Genomic DNA, 19,796 nt, shown 5'->3' with positions numbered 1-19,796 from the left:
TTGGCGATTTTTTTGTAAATTTGTAGTCCCGTTATATCCCTTAATAAAACACACACGATATGTCTAAACTTCGTATCCTTTACGTAGCAAGCGAAATTAATCCATTTCTTCAAACTTCCGAGGTCGCTAATTTTGTAAGAGCATTGCCCCAAGCAATGCAAGAAAAAGGAATGGAAATCCGAATTTTGGTCCCAAGATTTGGATTGATTAATGAGAGAAAGAATAGGTTGCATGAGGTTGTGAGACTTTCAGGTATTAATATATCAGTAGGCGAGGAAGAGAAACCCTTGATAATTAAAGTTGCTTCAATTCCCAATGCCAAATTGCAGGTTTATTTTATTGACAATGAAGACTATTTTCAGAGAAAAAGCGTTTTCTTTGACAAACAGGATAAATTTTATGAAGACAATGACGAAAGAGCCATTTTCTTCTGCAAAGGAGTGCTAGAGACCGTTAAAAAATTAGGTTGGGCGCCGGATGTAGTTCACTGTAATGATTGGATGACAAGCCTTATTCCTTTGTACCTGAAGACTACCTATAAGAATGAGCCGCTATTCAAAGAAACAAAATCCGTATATGCTATTTATAATAACGGATTTAGTCATAAATTTGGGGACGATTTATTCGAAAAGATAAAAATGGTGGACATTGACGACCAGCTTCTGGCTCCATTGAAGTCCAAAGACTATGAAGGGTTTTTGAAATTGGGAATGGAATATGCTGATGTAGTCGTGAAAGGAGAGGATATTTCCGAGAGCCTGACCGCCATGATTCAAGAATCTTCTAAAGACAAACAGTTTGAAATTAATAGTGATGAACAAGACGAGCTTTTTGAAAGCTATTACAATATCTATACAGACCTTGCAGGGTAAATTCCTCGGGGCCCTGTGCTCAATTGTTATTTTCGCAGGAGCTTGTTCAGACCCGTCCGAAATTGGATTGGTACTGGATCCCGGCTCCAACCAGATAGGGGTTTTCTATGAAGAAATACCCCTATCTTCTTTTTTGGTGTTGGAAGATTCTTTCAATACAACGAATCAGAGTAGGTTGGTGGTAGGAGGAGATCATAGTGATCTTTTTGGTACCACTGAATCCATTGGATACAGTAGGTTATCTTTTAATCCCAATGGAGTTTTGCCTGAAGACAATGCCATATTTGATTCTGCCATTTTTGCCTTCAATATTGTTGATCTTATAGGTGAAGATTTTGATGAAGCAAAAGAGTTTAAAGTTCATAGACTTTTGGAGGCAATCGAAGATACTACCTATTACAGTTTTAGTTCTCTCGATTTTAATATGGAAGAAACTTTGGCAGAAGGTTCTTTCCTTTTAACCCCGGACACGGTCAACCAGGTAAGCATGGATCTCAATGAGGACTTTGCTGCGGAGCTATTTGGAAAGCTTACTTCTCAAGACCCTGTATTCGATAATATATTTGCTTTTAGGGAATACTTTCCCGGAATAGTTATCAAAGGTAATCCTGATCAAAATACATCCGTTTCAATGGCGATTGGCAGTGGAACAGGTATTACTATGTATTACCATTATGAAGATGATACGGTTTCTACAGCTTATCCTATCAATACCATCCAGTCCAGACATTTTAATCAAGTGATAAGCGACCGCCAAGGCACGCCTACAGAGGTGATCACAGAAACCAATGTAGTCTATGATGTGGCCGGGGATAAAGTTGGTGTGAAAGCAGGTCTTGGTATGATGACCCAGCTTGATATGAGTCCTTTGCATGAGTTTTTGGACACCCTTGAAAATGTAACTTTCAACCAAATACTACTTGAGGTGGGGCCTGTGGATGAATACCCTGAAGGGAAGAATCCTTACGGTGCTCTTGTTATGTATTTTGCTGATGGGGGAGAGTATTATAGAAGGTTTGATGGGGTCAAAGTGGCTGTTCAAGGAGAAAATAATAGTCAAACAGGTTTAGATCAAGATGGAAATATTGTGCCTATCACTTCCAATCAGAATGGCTTGGCATTCAATACTGAAACTAGGGTGTATTCCAATCAGATAACTTCATATGTGGATGCCATGTATCGATCAGGACTGGTTAAAACAGATTTATTTTTGTACCCCAATACACCAAGTACTGAGAGTGGCGTGGTGACTTTTGATGCCTTCAAGCGATCGTTAAAAGAATTCGTCGTAGATAAGGATCAAATAAAAATGAAGATTTATTACTCTAAAATTAGATAATAACGTATTATTTTCTGATCCCCTTGCAAATACTTCCCGATAGGAAATAAATGCAAGGGGATCAGTGTTTTTAGCTTAAATTGGCAGCCCTATTAGAGTTGTGATCAATTCATATTAGGGCAGTTTAAAGCTAATTTTTTACCATCTGAGTTTCTAAAATGTTAAATTTGGTCAAGTGAAAAAGTTAGTGGGAATTTTTGCTGCCTTAGCTTTTCGGTCATTCTTTTCTGAAAAGCAGTGAAGTCCATTTGTTGCGGACCTTCTTCCCTTGAAGGGTTAACCCGTATTTTTCTGCTTTTTTGCTGATATCGGCAATGTCTGATTCATAAAAACCACTTAAAAGCAATTGTCCTCCGTTCAATAGCTTCTTGGCATAGGTTTCCATTTCATCCAAGAGAACATTTTTATTAATATTGGCAAGAATTAGGTCATAGGCTTCTTCCGTCATCACAGAGCTGATGTTTCCTGTTTGCATTTCAAGGGTATGGAAACCATTGATCTCAAAGTTTTCTTTTCCATTCTCCACACTCCATTCATCAATGTCAAAGGCTGTTACACGGTCTGCCCCCAGCTTCATTGCCATGATTGCTAAAATCCCTGTACCTGAGCCGGCATCCATCACCACTTTGCCGGTATGGTAGATTTCATTTTGCCATTCGAGCATCAGATAAGTGGTGGAATGATGGCCCGTGCCAAAGGACATTTTAGGGTTAATTACAATTTCATTTTTGTAATCTTTAGATTGAGAAGGATGGAAAGTAGCCCTGACATAAACTTTATCTGCTACGGAAATAGGGTCATAATTCTTTTCCCAAGCCTCATTCCAATTGATTTTGGCAAGAATACCTGCATCAATTTTAATCGCTGCTTCGTCTTGGTACCTTGAAATGACTTCATTCCAAAGTTTTTCATCTTGATCTTCCTGTGGTATATAGGCGTCGAAGCCAGTATCCGTTTCCAAAAAGGAATCAAACCCTATATTTGCCAATTCTGCCATCAGGATTTCCCGATAGGCTTCTCTGCAACTTATTTTAAACTCCAGGTATTCCATTGCTAGGGTTATTTAATTTGAAATATATAAAAATGCCCCGGCAAGTCAATGCCTGGGCAATTCTCTTTATTATAAAGATCGGTACTTAAAAGGATTTTGCAATATCAACAAAATCTCGAGATTTTAATGAAGCACCGCCTATTAAGCCTCCGTCTACATCTGCTTTAGAGAATATCTCCTTTGCATTGCTAGGTTTGCAGCTTCCTCCGTATAAAATAGAAATTTCTTCAGCTACAGCTTCTCCATATTTGGATGAAAGGTGCTTGCGAATAGCAGCATGCATGTCTTGCGCCTGCTCCGAAGAAGCGGTTTTACCAGTTCCAATGGCCCAAATAGGTTCGTATGCAATTACTAATTTTTTTATTTCTTCTTCGCTAAACCCAAATAAACTTTCGGTAAGCTGTGCTTTTACATAGTCTTCATGAGTATCTGCTTCTCTGATTTCCAAGGGTTCACCACAGCAGAAAATTGGGGTCAAGCCATTTGAAAGCGCTTGCTTGATTTTTTCTGTCAACAATTCATTGCTTTCATTAAACATAGACCTTCTTTCACTGTGGCCAATGATGACATATTCAGCGCCAAATGAAGCCAACATAGCTGCTGATGTCTCTCCGGTATAGGCACCTGCCTCTTTGTCTGAGCAATTTTGGGCACCTAGGGCAATATTGTCAACTCCTGCGATAAGCTTTTTAACGCCATGTAGGTGTACAAAAGGAGGATTTAATATTACTTTAACGTCCTTAATTGGCTCGTCTTTTATCATGTTTACTATTTCAGAAGTAAGTTTTTGACCTTCTTCAAGTAAGCAGTTCATTTTCCAGTTTCCTGCAACAATTTTTTTCGCATGATATTTCTATTTAGATTTATATATTTGGTCAGGATTATCCCGTTAATATACCAAAAGCTAAAATTACGTAAAATGTCAGTTCCAGAAAAAGGAAATTCGGTTTCAGGTTCAAAAAAGAACAATAGCTATTCAAAAGCTTTAAAAAAATAGCTGCTTATTGCGCCTATCAGGAGCGAGCTATTTCTGAGGTTGTGACCAAGCTGGATGAAATCGATTTAGAGGAAGGTGAGAAAGAAAAAATCTTACAAAATTTAATTGCGCAGGATTTCATCAATGAGAAGCGCTTTGTGAGTAGTTTCGTTAAAGGAAGGTTTAACTTGAAACGTTGGGGAAGAGTAAGGATTCGGCAAGAACTTAAAATGAGAGGGATCTCAGATCAATTGGTTCAGGAAGGGTTAGATTTATTGCAGCCCGAGGAATACCATGATACTTTGTTACACTTGGCAGATAGGAAGTGGAAACTGACCAATGAAAGTGATTTGTATAAAAAGAAATCCAAAGTAGGGCGATTCCTGATATTTAGGGGCTTTGAATCAGACCTAGTCTGGGAAGTGGTGGAGCAGTTGGAGACTAAAGATGGGCTTTAGTTTTAAACCTGTCCCCTGATTCTTGTGGTATGACCTCCAAAACATTGGCGATAACTAGTTTTACCAGTGTTTTGGAGGCTATGTAAACAGGAATTCGAGCCATGTTCATAAACTCCTTTAACGTAATGTATGGTTGATTGGCCAAAGCTTTCATCAACAGCTCTTCCTTTTTCCCGTATTTGAAGATTACATTGTTCGAATTATTTTTCCTTTTCATTATTTCCCACATTTCACGGCTGGCTTGGATGCTTCTGTCGGCTACTCTGACATAGGATTTTTTCTTTTTCCTTCACGCAAATAATGAGGGGCAGAAGTGTTTTTTCTATTTTGTAAATGGCTACTCCCTTTTTTGGTTGAGTGCCTTTACTGTGCAGTTTAGTTTTATCGGAGGATGTATCAATTCTTTGATCGCTTTGTCCATTGCATAAACCTCTTCCTCAATATGGCGTTGACCACTTACAGTTCCATCATCATCAACACCAAGTAATAGATGACCTCCATCTGTATTTGCCATCGCTATAATTTCTTTAACGATTTTTTCAGGATGAGCCGCTTTCTTTTTAAATTCAACATGCAGGCCTTCTCCTCTTTGAGCTAGTCTCGTGATGTCCTGAATGGTGGTCATTTTTCATTTAATTTATCAAAATTGCAAGTCCAACCCGTAAGCCTATCGCTTTTCGTTGAACATAATAATCCGTCATGCCTTCCAAACGCATTCTATAGCTTAAATTATAAGTGTAGCCGGCTCCTAAGCCGAAATCTGCACCATTCCCTAAAAGAGCACGAGCACGCAGAAATACAGGTTCTAATGGGTAATACCTTAAGCCGGCTGTTACCTGATTTGGATGGTTGATATTGTATTCATAACCTCCGGAAAAAGACAATTGATGCAAATAGAAATAATTGACCTCAGCACCAAACTGAGCCCTTTCTAATATTTTGTTCAAATCAGTCCTAATTAGATCAACTCCTGTACTAACCAAAAACTACCTCCTGCTTGTTGAGCTTTAATTTGTTCTGTGGTTAGAATGGTGATGCCCACGATTAGGACAATGCAATTTATTATTTTCATTTATTTACCAACGTTAATAATCTCCAGTCTTTTCTTAAGTCCCGTCCATTCATCTCGTAACCTGGCAGCTTCCATAAAGTTCAATTCCTTGGCAGCAGCTTCCATTCTTTTTGGGTTTGGGTGATTAATTTTTCAAGTTTTTCTCTACTTAAATATTGAATCACTGGATCTGCTGCCACATCCATCTCTTCAGGATTATTTTCGACATAAACTTTGGCATTTCGTTTACTGTCTGCTACTTTGGTTTGGCCCATAATTCTGTCATGTGACTTGATAACAGTTTTAGGGGTTATGCCATTTTCTTCATTATAAGCATGTTGTTTTGCTCTCCTTCTATTGGTTTCTTCAATGGATAATCGCATGCTTTCAGTAGTTTTATCCGCATACATAATTACTTTTCCTTCAGCATTTCTTGCTGCCCGGCCAATGGTCTGAACCAAACTCCTTTCATTTCTTAAAAGCCTTCTTTGTCAGCATCTAAAATAGCTACTAAAGCCACTTCAGGTAGATCTAAACCTTCTCTCAATAAGTTTACCCCTACCAAAACATCGAATACACCCAGCCTAAGCTCTCTTAATATTTCCACCCGGTCCAATGGTTTTACCTCGGAATGAATATAACGGGATTTTACACCCACCTTGGCCAAATACTTGTCCAGTTCTTCTGCCATTCTCTTGGTAAGGGTGGTCACCAATACCCTGAATCCATTTTTAATTGTTTGGTCGATCTCATCTAATAAATCATCAATCTGATCAGCACTTGGTCTAACTTCGATCACGGGATCAAGAAGCCCTGTAGGACGAATGATTTGTTCAATAACTACCCCTTCAGATTTATTAAGCTCATAGTCTCCCGGGGTGGCACTTACATAAATTACTTGATTGGTAAGGGATTCAAATTCATCAAATTTCAATGGGCGATTATCCAACGCCGAAGGAAGTCGGAAACCATAATCTACCAAGTTGGTCTTCCGAGATCTGTCCCCACCCCACATGGCCCTAACTTGTGGTAAAGTGACATGGCTTTCATCAATTACCATCAAGAAATCATCGGGAAAATAATCCAAAAGGCAGAAAGGGCGAGTCCCTGGTAGTCTCCGGTCAAAATACCTTGAGTAATTTTCCACTCCTGAACAATATCCCAGCTCCCTAATCATTTCCAAATCAAATTCCGTTCTCTCTTTGAGCCTTTTGGCTTCCATTAATTTCATGTCCCGCTCAAATGCAGAAACTTGAGCAACCAAATCGTCTTGAATTTCATGTATGGCGGTGTCTATCACATCCCTTCCGGTGACAAATAAATTGGCAGGGAAGATGCTGATAATTTTTTCGTCAGATAATTTTTTGCCGCTCACTGGGTCCACTCTCTGTATGGCTTCTATTTCATCTCCCCAGAAGAATATCCGGTAGGCAAAATCTCCGTAAGCTACAAATATATCAACTGTATCACCTTTCACTCTAAAAGTGCCTCTGGTAAAATCACCTGAGGTTCTGCTGTATAGGACTTCCACCAATTTAAATAAGAATTGGTTTCTAGGTATTCTATCTCCTTCTTGAACTTTTATGACGTTCTTACCAAATTCATCAGGATTTCCTATACCGTAAATGCAGGAAACTGATGCCACGACGATTACATCTCTTCTGCCGGAAAGAAGGGCAGAAGTTGCAGATAGTCTTAATTTTTCAATTTCTTCATTTATAGAAAGATCTTTTTCTATATAGGTACTACTGGTAGGAATAAATGCTTCAGGCTGGTAATAGTCGTAATAACTAATAAAATATTCTACAGAATTGTTGGGGAAAAACTGTTTGAATTCACCATACAATTGAGCTGCCAGCGTTTTATTATGGCTAAGTACCAAAGTGGGTTTTTGTACCTCCTGAATCACATTGGCTACGGTAAAGGTTTTTCCTGAACCGGTTACTCCTAACAGTACTTGGGAAGGTTCGGCAGAATTAATGCCTTCTACCAGGCTTTTGATGGCTTTAGGCTGGTCACCCGTTGGGACATAATCTGAAATAATATTGAAGCTCATCTGGATTTTTTAATTATATACCTACAACGCTTAATGGGTAATGAATAGTTTGATGATTCAGTTTCTTTTCCTTAAATAACTGAACCGATCAATGTTATAATATAGGAAATTTGTCCTTAGAATAATGATTAGCAATAATGGCAAAATACTGGGATGAAATGATTGAAAGCCCAATAACCAAACCACCAAAGCCAAATCAGCCAGTATCATTGCGGCTACCAGTAATTTTTTCAATATTACTTTATTGGGTTTTTTGATCAATAAATAACTGATATACAAATGACCCGGAAATGCCCAAAAGAGGTTCCAATTGTTTTTGGTTTGAGAATGGGCTGTGAAAAACCAAAGGAATACAAGCAATACTCCTAATAAACCCAAAATGGTAAAGAGACTGATGTCAAAACCTTTGAACAAACGTTTTTTCTTGAAACCTATAAAGGTCACAATCCCAACAAGTATCGCAAATACCCAGAAAATCACATAAGGATTTACCAAATTAAATTCATTATTCGCAGTTTTTGGAAAGTCGTAAATGGTATTGGTCCGGCTTACCAAAGGCCTTTCAGGTCCATCACCTATAATCGTGGCACTACTGAATGAAGCCTCTAAATAATCCGGCAGAAAGGCTTTTTCTGCCGCTGTGGCTTCCCTGTCAATCACTGCACCCAACGCAAGATCTATGCCTAAATCTGACCAAGGGAGAGGATAAACGTATTCATCAATTAAATTTCTAAAAGTCTTTTCATCTGCTTCAGTTGGGTAGTTCCATCTCAAAGATTGCCCCAATACACTTTCTAACATTCCTGTAATTCTGGTAGCACAATTGTCAAAGAAAAATCATACCGGTATTTTCTGTTTTCAGGCCGGTAGTTGTTTTGCAGAAAAGCCACAACTGCCTGGCTTTGCTCAGGTGATAGGTTCAATTCCTGCTCCCTTACGTTTCGTTTGAAATAATTGTATTCCCGTAAAAAATTCGCTGTGGTAGTCAAAGACAATTGGTAATCCAAGGTGCGACGAATGAACTTAATATAGAAAAAGGGTGTGTTAAAATCGAAAGTTCCGTAATTGAATACCAGATCTTGTCCACTCTCCAATTCTACTACACGGATGGCGCTATGGCCAAAGGTGGAATACAACTCATCTCCGGGGTCGCATGTAAGCAGGCTTATTTTGTACGTGGCCGCAGATGCGGGCAAGGTGATAAAAAAGCCAAAAACAAAAAGGTACTCAAAAAGAGCCTTTTTCGAAAGTTGTGCTTGAGAATTTCTAATGGCATAATATTAAATGCAGTATGAGGAAAATATCAGATTACCTCACAAATTTAAAGTAATATTTGAGTTATCCTGATATCCGTTTTCTTTTAATAAAAGGCTTACTGATTCGTTTGTTGTTTTGATTCTATGCGATATAAAAGAAGTTTATATAAGTTTATTTGAATTATATATTTTGAAAATAAATGTAAAATCACTATTTTAATTAATTATTCATTTTTGTTATGGATATTTTTTATAAAATAGCGATTTTTAATTATTCTAAACGGTTTGTATCAACCATTATCTTTGCTACGCTATTTTTATTCTTAAGTTTTCCTTCAATAAGTGCCATCCCTCTTGACAATACCTGTTATAGAAGCAATTTGCCTGAAGATGGGGTGGGAGATTGGGACGATCCCAATACATGGGAACAATACAATGGGGCAGAGTGGATACCTGCGACCGACTATCCAAAACGGATCAGCAAGGTGTTTATTGGATGGAAGCAAGAAGTGAGGTTGACCCAATCGGAGGAGGTAGGGAGTTTATATCTTTTTGCTGAAACCATTTCATCCATTGATCCCGGTAAAAAGCTTAATTTACAAACCCACGAATTATGGGTTTTTGGGCAGTTGCATAGCATAACAGAGGAAGCCGGCAATTTTGAGTATTTCAATGCTACATCTGGAATTACAGATTGGATTTATCCGGAAACAGGCACCCTCGTTTTTAAAGGCAAGAGCCGAACCATTGTTGATCGAAATTCTTGGAGTGCAAGCAATTTGAACAGTCGGTTTGGGGTGATTTTTGCGCCTGATGGGGAGGATACCTTGGTGGTTAATGCGGCCTTTAAAGCCAATAGCTTTGTGGTGGAGAGTGGTGCGGTAAAGCAAACCGTCAATGAGGAACAGACTCCTTTCTATACCTCAACCTTTTCATTCAATATCCAAGATAAGTTTGGAACTGAGGATTATGGAGATTTTAGAATATTATCCGGTGCCACATTAATTTCTGAAGGGACCAAAGCCTTTAATCAAATAATACGCAGGTCCGATAGTAGGCCAGCAAGTTCTTTTGTACTTGAGGAAGGGGCTAATCTGATGCTTTCCGGAGAACGACCCATAATTGATGCAGTAAGTGTGCAGTTGGATGGAAATGTTATCTACGCGGGAGAAGGAGGTTCCCAAGAGTTGTTAGAAAGTACCATGACAACATCAGAGGATGATTTTATTTACAACAATTTGTATTTTTCAGGTGCTGCAGAGAAGGTCTTGCCGCTACTATTAAAGGTAAAAGGAGACTTGATATATTGGGATGGAGGAACGGTGAATGGGACTTCTACCCGTTTGATTGTTGATGGGACAAGTGGTCAGCTGATTTCTATCCCATCTTTTCAGCTTTTTGAATTGGATATGAATAAGGAAGCTGGAATGCTGATCCTTGATCATGACTTAATCATTCTCCAAAACTTTGAGCAACTAGCCGGAGATATTGATTTTTCAAACAATTCGCTCTTTTTAGATTTTGGGCCTTCAGGAACCTATCATTACAGTGGCGGGAATTGGCATAATTTGGAGGAGATGGTTTATCAAAACCTTCCTGAAATCCCTGATCAAGGGAATGCTTTGTTTCCATTTTTTGACAATGAACTAGGATTTCCGCGGCATTTATTATTGGACGGAAACCTTTCCGAACAGGGGAATAGTATTGCTATTCGGTATTTTAATAATCCCGGCGTAACCTATGACCCCGGCTTTAATGATGTAGATGGGACAAAAATTGTTTTTGAGTTGAACAGCTATTTTGAAATAACAGCTTCTGCCGGCTCTTCTTCATTAATTAACCTGTGGGTTTTAGCCGATGATTTAGGTATTCAAGACGTGGATCATGTAAGGTTAACAGGAAATGGAGAAGCAGCAGCAGGCTTACATTTGCCTGCAAGTGAACTATCGGGAAAGTTATGGGCAGGAAGGACTGTAGTATTAAATGAATTGTTAAACAATGCTTTTGCTATTTCAAGTATCAATGAATTAAGTGTTTTGCCTTTGGAATGGATGGAGTTTGAAGCTTTTTTTAATGGAAATAGTGTGGAAATATCTTGGGTGAATGACACTAAATTGCCTGCAGACTATACCATTTTAAGAGCTGATGGTCAAAGCATGGAGTTTAATCCAATTGAAGTTTTGTCAAGTCAAAATTATGGGGTCAAAGTGATGTTTCATGATGATTATTTAACTTTTAATAATCCCTATTGGTATTATCAGGTAAAAGCTGAAGATGAAGAGGGTGAGTTAAGTTTTAGTCCGGTTTTGAGGGTGGATAATCCAAGATTTCTCAACCAAGAGCCACGAATTCATCCTATGCCATACACAGGGGGCGAGGTTCATTTAGATCTGTTTGATCTACAAGATCGTCCGGAGTTCACTTACATGGTGTGGAGTTCAGGAGGCGTGTTGTACTTAGGGGGAGCATTTTAGATGAGATAGGAAAGATTAAATTAGAAGAGGACCTGAAAAGCCTCCCTTCGGGCAGTTATTTTATTCAATTTAAAGTTGGTACCAAGTGGTACAAATTGAGGTGGATAAAGGTTATATGATTTTCCCACTTCAAATTTATCTTGAACGGTGCCATATTCCCATTTTTTTTATTAGACAGTTAGGATATTTTTTGTCTCATTAAACCATTTCCTCTGGCCATTGTCAAATGAATATGTTTAACCCCGAAAAACGCAATGGCTTTTTAATACCTATTGAATTACTGCTTTAGAGAATTTTCAACCCAGGTTAGAAATTAAGGTTTCTTGAGCCTTCTCAGACAGTGTTGGAACTGAAAGAAAACCTGGCTGATTGGAGATTTTAACTTTGTATTGTTGTTTAAAGTTAGATACAGCAATGAAATGGATAGTTTTGAAGTAGTTTCAGTAAGCAATAGCATGTCTAAAATTAATTAAAGGTTTAAGGCCTGTTGATAAAAATCATTTGAGTATACCGGGTAAAAAGTATAGAATTATGAAAAATATAATTAAAATTTCCAGCCTTTTAGTATTCCTTTTTATTGTTTCCGTTCCTGAAATGGCCACAGCCCAAAAAACGGGTGGATCAAAGAAAGTTGTTGTTATAAATAAAGAAAATAGACGGGTTTCAAGTAAGCAAGTGGTATATAAAAAACCTAATAAAAAGGTGGTGGCTGTCAGGACTCTGCCCAATAGAACAGTCGTTAAGTACAAAGATGTCAATTACTACTTTGCAAATAATAAGTTCTATACCTATTCAGGTGGAAGGTATATAGCTATTGCTCCCAAAAAAGGGTTTCGTATTCAAACACTTCCGGTCGGTTATGTCAAGGTAAAACATCCGCGTAGAGATTATTTTTGGTTCAATGGGGCTTTTTCATCCAGGTAAACAATGCCTATGAAGTAGTAGAGCCTGAAGTTGGAACGATAATTTATGAATTACCCAAAGACTATGAAAGGGTAACCATTGAAGGTTATACCTATTATGAATTTTCCAATGTCCTTTATGAAAAAATTCAAATTGATGGTACGAGGGCTTATGAAGTGGTAGGTTTTATCGATCAGTAATCGGCTTTGTGCTATTACATAGGTCAAATCTGAAATCGATATTTCGGAAGCAGCCTTTACTTTAACGGTTAGTTTAGGACTGATAAGATGGTTTATTGATGGATTCAGTTGTCAAATCGAAATGGTCCTAGGAAATGGTTTTGGATTAGAATGTCATAAAAAGGAAATTCTGTCACTGAATGTTAGGAAAAAGAAGGAAATGTTTTTTTCTATTCCTAACTTCGCTAGGGCAATGGAGATTTATTTATAGGCCGGAGTTTTTGTTTTTATATTCAAGGACAATTTCTATTTCGACTGATAATGAATTCCATTTTAGCAGATCTTAAATCTCAAATGTAACACACTTTTATAAAATGAAAAACCCCTACTTCTTTCTGTTAATGAGTGCGTGGCTATTGTCATGTGGAGGTGAAAAAGAGAGCTTGTCAATGCGGCCAAATATTGTGTTAATAATGGCAGATGATTTAGGTTATGGAGATCTCTCTTGTTATGGAAATGAGTATATAAATACGCCAAATTTGGATTTATTGGCTTCGGAAGGGGTTTTGTTTACCGATTATCATTCCAATGGCTCGGTATGTAGTCCCACTCGAGCAGCTTTAATGACCGGGAAATACCAGCAACGAACGGGTGTGGAAGGGGTTGTTACTGCCAAAAGCCATAGAGATGTAGGTTTAGCCTTAGCTGAAGTTACTTTGGCAGAGGAGTTAAAACAACTCGGTTACAATACAGGGATGTTTGGCAAATGGCACCTTGGGTACGACAAAGCTTTCAACCCTACCCTTCAGGGTTTTGATGAGTTTGTTGGGTTTGTAAGTGGGAATGTTGATTATCACGGCCACATAGATCAAGAAGGATATCTCGACTGGTGGGATGGGGTGAAAATTAAAAATGAAAAAGGCTATACTACTGACCTTATTTCTGAATATGGTGTAAAGTTTATTCAAGAACACAACCCCGAAGTGAAGGGGGCTCCCTTTTTCTTTACCTGCCACATGAAGCACCTCACTCTCCTTATCAAAGACGGATCGATAAAGTATTGAGAGAAATTGGTACTGCGGGTACCCAAGAAGTGATCCAAGATAGCATATCTTCTATTTACAAAGAAATGGTGGAGGTGATGGATGAAGGTGTAGGTCGAATTATGCAATCCCTGAAAGAAACAGGTCAGTACGAGAATACAATAGTTATTTTTATTTCTGACAATGGAGCGAACCATTATGGGGATAATGGAGGGTTAAGAGGATTTAAAGCAGGGCCTTATGAAGGAGGAAGTAGGGTTCCTGCGATTTTTAGTTTTCCTAAAGAAATTAAAGGTGGAAGTGTCAATAATCAAACGGTTCTTTCTATGGATTTACTGCCAACTTTGTTGGATTTTATCGGCCGAAAACCAAGCTCGGCAGTTGATGGCATTAGCATTAAAGAAAATTTATTGGGACAGGAGAAACTGCCCGAAAGAGATGTTTTCTTTGCCTACGGTATAAAAAGTTTTATCAGGAGCGGAGACTGGAAATTGGTGGTGGTCGAAAAAAAGAGGAGAAAAAATTGAACTTTTTAACTTATCAGAGGATTTAGAAGAGCGGAATGACTTAAAATTAAAAGAGCCTGACATTAGTGCAAGGCTATTAAAAAAACTTGAAACCTGGACTTTAGAAGTTAGAGAGGGAGTGGATCTGGTGTCTAGGTAAGATGTTTTCCATAACCCATCTAAGGGTTCATTGAAAAAATGACATTTGAAACACTCTAAAATTATTCTCCCCGTAATTGTTTTCTCCCAATTTTGCTGTACCTCCCTCTGGTTTGCAGGAAACGGTGTTATCAATGATCTTGTTTTAAATTTTGATTTGAAACCAAGTGCTTTAGGACATTTGACTTCAGCAGTGCAGTTTGGTTTCATTATAGGTACATTGATTTTTGCCCTTTTAACGATTGCAGATCGGTTTTCGCCTTCAAAAGTGTTTTTTTCAGTGCCCTTATTGGGGCTTTGTTCAATTTAGGTGTGACTTGGGATGGTAATGGATTGCTGAGCTTGATTTTTTTACGATTTTTTACCGGTTTTTTCTCGCAGGAATTTATCCTGTAGGGATGAAAATAGCGGCGGATTATTATGAAAAAGGCTTGGGTAAATCCCTTGGCTTTCTAGTAGGTGCACTTGTGATTGGGACAGCCTTTCCTCATTTACTAAAAGAAATGGGAGGCGCCTACCCATGGAAAGCAGTTTTGGTGGCTACCTCCGGTTTAGGACTTTTAGGAGGCATATTGATGTTGGTTTTGGTGCCAAGTGGCCCTTTTAGGAAAGCAGGTCAACCTGCAAAAGTAACCGCTATTTTTAAGGTTTTTGAAAACAAAAAGTTTCGCTCTGTAGCCTTTGGGTATTTCGGGCATATGTGGGAGCTTTATTCATTTTGGGCTTTTGTTCCTGTGATATTATTAAAATACAGTAATGAACATTCGGCTGTAACATTTAATGTACCTTTATTATCCTTTCTGATCATTGGGGTGGGAGGTGTCGCTTGTGTGTTTAGTGGTTTTTTGGCTTCAAGGATTGGGGTAAACCGTTTGGCTTTTTCTTTTTGTTTTTATCAGGTCTTTGTTGTTTCATTTCTCCGCTATTATTATCTAGCCAAAATGAACTGCTGTTTGTTGGTTTTCTTTTTTCTGGGGAATAGTAATTATTGCAGATTCTCCATTATTGTCTACACTTGTGGCGCAACATGCATCGGCGGAAATCAAAGGAACAGCGCTTACAATAGTAAACAGTATAGGCTATACTATATCTATCATTAGCATTCAACTGGTCTCTGCCATGATGGTATTTAGTGATTCCAATGCTATATTTATAGTTTTGGCCATTGGCCCATGCTTAGGTTTAATTGGTCTGCTCAATGGAAAAAATAGTGACGACTTTCATTCTAGACAAAAGTCAAATTAATTATAGAAGTTTTTTATAGCGAAATAGGCATTTAGCAGAATATGCTGTAATTTTTGGCTTAGTTTAAAAACCACTATGACTTTTGTAATTGTCGCCTCAAGTATTTTGTTCTTGGTTGCACTGATCGTTTGGATCAAGGTTGAGCCATTTATAGCATTCTTAATTACCTCAATCCTCGCAGGTCTATTTCTAGGAATACCACTAGAAGAGATTTCAGGCGCTGTTCAAAAAGGGGTAGGGAATCTGATGGGGGCTTTGGTGATTGTAATTGTTCTTGGCGCGATGCTTGGTAAAATCGTAGCTGATAGTGGTGCTGCCCAACGGATTGCTCAATTTCTTATGAATAGCTTTGGTCAAAAACATGTTCATTGGGCCATAGGGCTAACAGCATTTATTGTGGGCATTCCGTTGTTTTTTAATGTGGGCTTTGTGCTTTTGGTGCCATTGGTCTTTGCAGTAGCCTACCAATATAAAGTTCCGGTAATGATTTTAGGTATGCCCATGCTTGCTGCCTTGTCTATTACCCATGGACTTCTCCCGCCACATCCGGCTCCGGTAGCGTTAGTCGCTCAATTTGGAGCCAATATTGGGACTACCCTGATCTATGGTTTTATTATTGGGATTCCGGTAATAGTTTTGGGTGGGCCTTTGTTGGGGCGACTTCCCTATTTGCGGAAAATGCAGATCACTCCTTTGGATGTTTTTAATGTAAAACCAAAAAAGGAAAGTGAATTGCCGGGGCTGGCCAACAGTCTTTTTACAGCTTTATTGCCGGTATTCCTACTGATAGTGTTGTCCCTAGTAGGTTTGAAAATGGATGCAAATAGTCCTGCTTATGGATTGATGATGTTTATCGGAGATGCAAATATTGTCATGTTAATTTCTTTGACATGGGCGACGATTAGTCTTGGTATACTGAAGAAGATCAAAGTGGCTGATATTATGAAAGGCTATGCTTCAGCTGTAAAAGACATTGCGTTGATACTTTTAATTATTGCTGGTGCAGGAGCGTATAAGGAAGTGTTGGTAGATAGTGGGGTGAGTGGCGAGATTGGGGCTTCGTTACAGCAATTGTCCATCAATCCTCTCCTACTGGGCTGGTTAATAGCTGCAGTAATTAGAATTTCCGTTGGTTCAGCCACAGTGGCTGCTCTCACGGCAGCCGGTATAATTGCTCCTTTGGTTGCTTCAGGTGTAGGGGATCCCAACCTTATGGTATTGGCCATAGGAAGTGGAAGTTTGATATTTTCTCACGTCAATGATGGAGGATTTTGGTTGGTAAAAGAATATTTTAACTTAAGTATAAAGCAAACCTTTCTCTCGTGGACCATGCTGGAAACAGTAATGTCTATATTGGGGCTTTTAGGTGTGCTAATTTTAGATTTATTTATATAACATTAACAAAAAAAATAATATGTCTGCAGAAGCAAAAGTAAAAGAGTTGGGTTTAGTATTGCCTCCTGCACCTCCTCCAGGTGGTGTTTATCGTCCTATTGTAATCACCGGTAATCTATTGTTCCTTTCAGGTCATGGGCCTGTATTGCCCAACGGTGACATGATAAGGGGAAAAATTGGAATAGACTTAGACAAAGAGCAAGGGAAAGAGGCAGCGAGGCAAGTAGGATTGACCATGTTGTCAACGCTTCAAACCCAGTTGGGAAGTCTGAATAAGATCAAAAGAGTGGTTAAAGTTTTGGGGATGGTAAACTGTGCACTTGACTTTGAAGAGCATCCTTTTGTTATCAATGGATGCAGCGAATTATTTGCCGATGTTTGGGGAGAAGAAAATGGTCTTGGATCTAGAAGTGCTATAGGATTTGGCTCTCTACCGGGCAATATATCGGTGGAAATTGAGGCCACATTTGAATTAAATGAATAGGAATTATATGCATGACAATTGGTTTGAATTAAACCATCCTGAAAAAATTGATAGTCCGGCATTGCTGGTATATTTGGATAGGGCTAGAAAAAATATTGATAAGGTAATTCAGGAGGTTGGTGCTGCTCATCGGCTTAGGCCTCATGTAAAGACCAATAAATCAGCAGAGGCATGCCAGCTCATGATTGATGCAGGGATCACTGCCTTTAAAGGGGCCACAATAGCTGAAATTGAACTGCTAGCTTCTGTGGGGGCTAAGGATGTATTACTGGCTTATCAGCCGGTGGGGCCTAAGATTGATCGGTTTTTGGCTTTAGTTGCCAACTATCCGGAGGTTAAGTTTAAGTGTCTGATAGATCATGTAGATGCAGCCAAACCCTTAAATGAAAAGCTGTTGGAGGCTGGTTTAGGGATTGGTGTTTACATTGATCTGAACGCGGGAACAAATAGAACAGGTATTGCTCCCGGTGCTGCTGCGGAAGAATTATTTGAAGAGCTGGTAGCGATGGAAGGTTTAAACGCTGTAGGGTTTCATTTGTATGATGGCCATTTGCGAGATCCGGACCTTCAAAAAAGGGAAGAAGCTTGTGATGCGGGCTTCGCTCCAATTGCTCAAATGCGAGAAAAACTGGAGAAAAAACACCAAGTAACTTTAGATGTAATTGCCGGAGGGTCAACCACTTTCCCTTTTCATTCCAAAAGGGAAAGGATTACTTGCGCGCCTGGGACATTTATTTACTGGGATGAAGGGTATGCAAGTGGACTTCCGGAACAATCTTACGAATACGCGGCATTGGTATTGTGTCGGGTAGTGTCTTTACCTACTTCCAATTATGTATGTGTGGACTTAGGTTACAAAGCGATTGCCTCTGAAAATCCATTGAATAACCGGGTGAAATTTCTAAATGCCCCGGATTTGGAACCGGTAAGTCACAGTGAAGAGCACCTTGTTTTAGAAGCCAAGGAGGGACATTCTTATAAAATAGGAGATGTTTTATATGGGGTTCCAATTCATATTTGTCCTACGGTTGCCTCTTACCAGGAAGCGCTTGTTATCCAGGAAGGTGAGCAAATTGCTAGTTGGAGAACCATTGCCAGGGACAGGAGAATTACTTTTTAAGTATACTCATTTAACACATTAAATCAATAACAAAGATGTTTACTATAGATGCTCATTTAGATTTAAGTATGAATGCCCTTGAATGGAACAGGGATCTTACTCAGCCTGTGGAAGCAATTAATGCCCGAGAAAAAGGGATGACTGACAAAACAGATCGTGGGAACGCAACTGTTTCTTTACCTACCTTGAGAAAAGGAGAAATTGGTCTGGTAGTAGCAACACAAATTGCTCGCTATGTAGCCCCGGACAATCCACTTCCCGGATGGAACAGTCCGGAGCAAGCTTGGGCTCAAACCCAAGGGCAACTGGCCTGGTATCAAGCCATGGAAGCTAAAGGGGAAATGGTTCAAATCAGGAATAAAAAGCAATTGAATGAGCATGTCAAACTATGGAAGAATGGAGAGCCGAATGATAAAAAACCGGTTGGTTACATTCTATCTTTAGAAGGTGCAGATTCCATTGTAGAATTAAGTTACCTCGAAATAGCATATGAGAATGGGTTGAGAGCGCTTGGACCAGCACATTATGGACCTGGGAGATATGCTCAAGGAACAGATGCTTCCGGACCTCTTGGAGAAAGTGGCAGGGCTTTGCTTAAAGAAATGGAGCGTTTAAATATCATTTTAGATGCGACCCATTTATGTGATGTTTGTTTTTGGGAAGCATTGGATCATTTTAATGGTCACGTTTGGGCTAGCCACAATAATTGCAGAGCTCTTGTTGATCACAATAGGCAGTTTAGCGATGAAATGATCAAAGCACTTGTGGATAGAGGGGCAGTAATTGGTGGTGCTTTAGATGCTTGGATGATGGTGCCGGGTTGGATTAGAGGGAAGTCATTGCCCAAAGAGATGGATTGTGATTTGGAGAAAGTTGTAGACCATATGGACCATATCTGTCAAATTGCCGGCAATGCTAACCATATTGGAATAGGTACGGATTTAGATGGCGCTTATGGTAGAGAACAAAGTCCTTATGACCTTGAGACAATTGCTGATATCGCAAGAATACCTGGGATGTTGCTGAAAAGAGGCTATACAGAAGAAGATGTTGAGAAGGTAATGCATAAAAATTGGTTGCGATTTTTAAACGAAGCTTGGTCTTAGGTAGCTTTTTGTTTAAATAAATTAAATAATATTAAACAAAAATTATGTGATATTAGCTTATTGGAAGCCTTTAAAAACCCTTTCTAATTGATTAGAAAGGGTTTTTTTGTTTATTATTTCCTA

17 protein-coding genes and 3 pseudogenes are annotated in these 19,796 nt (G+C 38.9%); 12 read left to right on the top strand and 8 right to left on the bottom strand.

What is annotated here, in order from left to right:
* The first annotated feature begins 59 nt into the window (after nt 1–59).
* Both WG932_RS17965 and WG932_RS17960 read left to right on the top strand, forming a co-directional pair.
* A complete protein-coding gene (locus tag WG932_RS17965; protein WP_014019376.1) occupies nt 60–872 on the top strand; it encodes a glycogen/starch synthase in 813 nt (270 codons plus the stop codon).
* Entirely contained in the window at nt 814–2,211 is a 1,398-nt protein-coding gene (locus WG932_RS17960; protein ID WP_483084890.1) for a DUF4270 family protein, read from the top strand. Before WG932_RS17965 ends, WG932_RS17960 begins: the two co-directional genes overlap by 59 nt.
* Nucleotides 2,212–2,428: 217 nt before the next feature.
* Here WG932_RS17960 and prmA read toward each other — a convergent pair whose 3' ends face one another.
* Nucleotides 2,429–3,262 carry a 50S ribosomal protein L11 methyltransferase gene (prmA, locus tag WG932_RS17955; RefSeq protein WP_483084889.1) on the bottom strand — a complete coding sequence of 278 codons (834 nt, stop codon included), beginning with the start codon at nt 3,260–3,262 and terminating at the stop codon, nt 2,429–2,431.
* A gap of 85 nt (nt 3,263–3,347) precedes the next feature.
* On the bottom strand, nt 3,348–4,097 hold the full coding sequence (tpiA, locus tag WG932_RS17950) for a triose-phosphate isomerase (protein WP_483088678.1): 750 nt from the start codon (nt 4,095–4,097) through the stop codon (nt 3,348–3,350).
* Between the two features lie 203 nt (nt 4,098–4,300).
* Here tpiA and WG932_RS17945 point away from each other — a divergent pair, with 203 nt between their 5' ends.
* Entirely contained in the window at nt 4,301–4,696 is a 396-nt protein-coding gene (locus WG932_RS17945) for a regulatory protein RecX (RefSeq protein WP_483084888.1), read from the top strand.
* Here WG932_RS17945 and WG932_RS17940 read toward each other — a convergent pair.
* The 6 genes and pseudogenes from WG932_RS17940 to WG932_RS17915 form a co-directional block, all read right to left on the bottom strand.
* On the bottom strand, nt 4,680–4,913 hold the full coding sequence (locus WG932_RS17940) for a hypothetical protein (RefSeq protein WP_483084887.1): 234 nt from the start codon (nt 4,911–4,913) through the stop codon (nt 4,680–4,682). The genes WG932_RS17945 and WG932_RS17940 overlap by 17 nt on opposite strands.
* Before the next feature lie 120 nt (nt 4,914–5,033).
* On the bottom strand, nt 5,034–5,321 hold the full coding sequence (locus tag WG932_RS17935) for an AlbA family DNA-binding domain-containing protein (RefSeq protein ID WP_483084886.1): 288 nt from the start codon (nt 5,319–5,321) through the stop codon (nt 5,034–5,036).
* A gap of 7 nt (nt 5,322–5,328) precedes the next feature.
* Nucleotides 5,329–5,643: a hypothetical protein gene (locus WG932_RS17930; protein ID WP_483084885.1), complete on the bottom strand. Its 315-nt coding sequence runs from the start codon at nt 5,641–5,643 to the stop codon at nt 5,329–5,331.
* Nucleotides 5,644–5,768: 125 nt separating this feature from the next.
* Nucleotides 5,769–7,803 (bottom strand): annotated as a pseudogene (gene uvrB / locus WG932_RS17925) (excinuclease ABC subunit UvrB).
* A gap of 57 nt (nt 7,804–7,860) precedes the next feature.
* Complete coding sequence (locus tag WG932_RS17920; RefSeq protein WP_483084884.1) at nt 7,861–8,604, bottom strand: DUF4105 domain-containing protein; 744 nt, start codon at nt 8,602–8,604, stop codon at nt 7,861–7,863.
* Complete coding sequence (locus WG932_RS17915) at nt 8,598–8,999, bottom strand: lipoprotein N-acyltransferase Lnb domain-containing protein (RefSeq protein ID WP_483084883.1); 402 nt, start codon at nt 8,997–8,999, stop codon at nt 8,598–8,600. The genes WG932_RS17920 and WG932_RS17915 overlap by 7 nt, the downstream gene beginning before the upstream one ends.
* Nucleotides 9,000–9,298: 299 nt before the next feature.
* Between WG932_RS17915 and WG932_RS17910 the strand changes: the two genes are divergently transcribed.
* From WG932_RS17910 to WG932_RS17870, 9 genes and pseudogenes are all read left to right on the top strand, one after another.
* On the top strand, nt 9,299–11,533 hold the full coding sequence (locus tag WG932_RS17910) for a hypothetical protein (RefSeq protein ID WP_483084882.1): 2,235 nt from the start codon (nt 9,299–9,301) through the stop codon (nt 11,531–11,533).
* Nucleotides 11,534–12,064: 531 nt separating this feature from the next.
* Nucleotides 12,065–12,636: pseudogene (locus tag WG932_RS17905) on the top strand (DUF6515 family protein).
* A 353-nt stretch (nt 12,637–12,989) separates the two neighbouring features.
* A pseudogene (locus tag WG932_RS17900) lies at nt 12,990–13,957 on the top strand (sulfatase-like hydrolase/transferase); the annotation flags it as partial.
* Nucleotides 13,946–14,185, top strand: a complete 240-nt coding sequence (locus WG932_RS17895; RefSeq protein ID WP_483088677.1) for a hypothetical protein — start codon at nt 13,946–13,948, stop codon at nt 14,183–14,185. The pseudogene WG932_RS17900 and the gene WG932_RS17895, both read left to right, overlap by 12 nt.
* 536 nt (nt 14,186–14,721) lie before the next feature.
* Nucleotides 14,722–15,423, top strand: a complete 702-nt coding sequence (locus tag WG932_RS17890) for an MFS transporter (RefSeq protein ID WP_483084881.1) — start codon at nt 14,722–14,724, stop codon at nt 15,421–15,423.
* 220 nt (nt 15,424–15,643) lie between these two features.
* Nucleotides 15,644–16,963 carry a gluconate:H+ symporter gene (locus WG932_RS17885; RefSeq protein ID WP_483084880.1) on the top strand — a complete coding sequence of 440 codons (1,320 nt, stop codon included), beginning with the start codon at nt 15,644–15,646 and terminating at the stop codon, nt 16,961–16,963.
* Nucleotides 16,964–16,982: 19 nt separating this feature from the next.
* The gene (locus tag WG932_RS17880; RefSeq protein WP_149392169.1) at nt 16,983–17,447 is read left to right on the top strand and encodes a RidA family protein; all 465 of its coding nucleotides are present in this window, start codon (nt 16,983–16,985) and stop codon (nt 17,445–17,447) included.
* Nucleotides 17,440–18,567: a D-TA family PLP-dependent enzyme gene (locus tag WG932_RS17875; RefSeq protein WP_483084879.1), complete on the top strand. Its 1,128-nt coding sequence runs from the start codon at nt 17,440–17,442 to the stop codon at nt 18,565–18,567. The genes WG932_RS17880 and WG932_RS17875 overlap by 8 nt, the downstream gene beginning before the upstream one ends.
* Before the next feature lie 35 nt (nt 18,568–18,602).
* Nucleotides 18,603–19,673 carry a dipeptidase gene (locus tag WG932_RS17870; protein WP_339678277.1) on the top strand — a complete coding sequence of 357 codons (1,071 nt, stop codon included), beginning with the start codon at nt 18,603–18,605 and terminating at the stop codon, nt 19,671–19,673.
* Nucleotides 19,674–19,796: the final 123 nt, after the last annotated feature.

The sequence above is a fragment of the Cyclobacterium sp. SOCE241 genome, from assembly GCF_056867545.1.
Note: the sequence above shows the minus strand (reverse complement) of the source record. Positions and strands in the feature narration are given on the sequence as shown.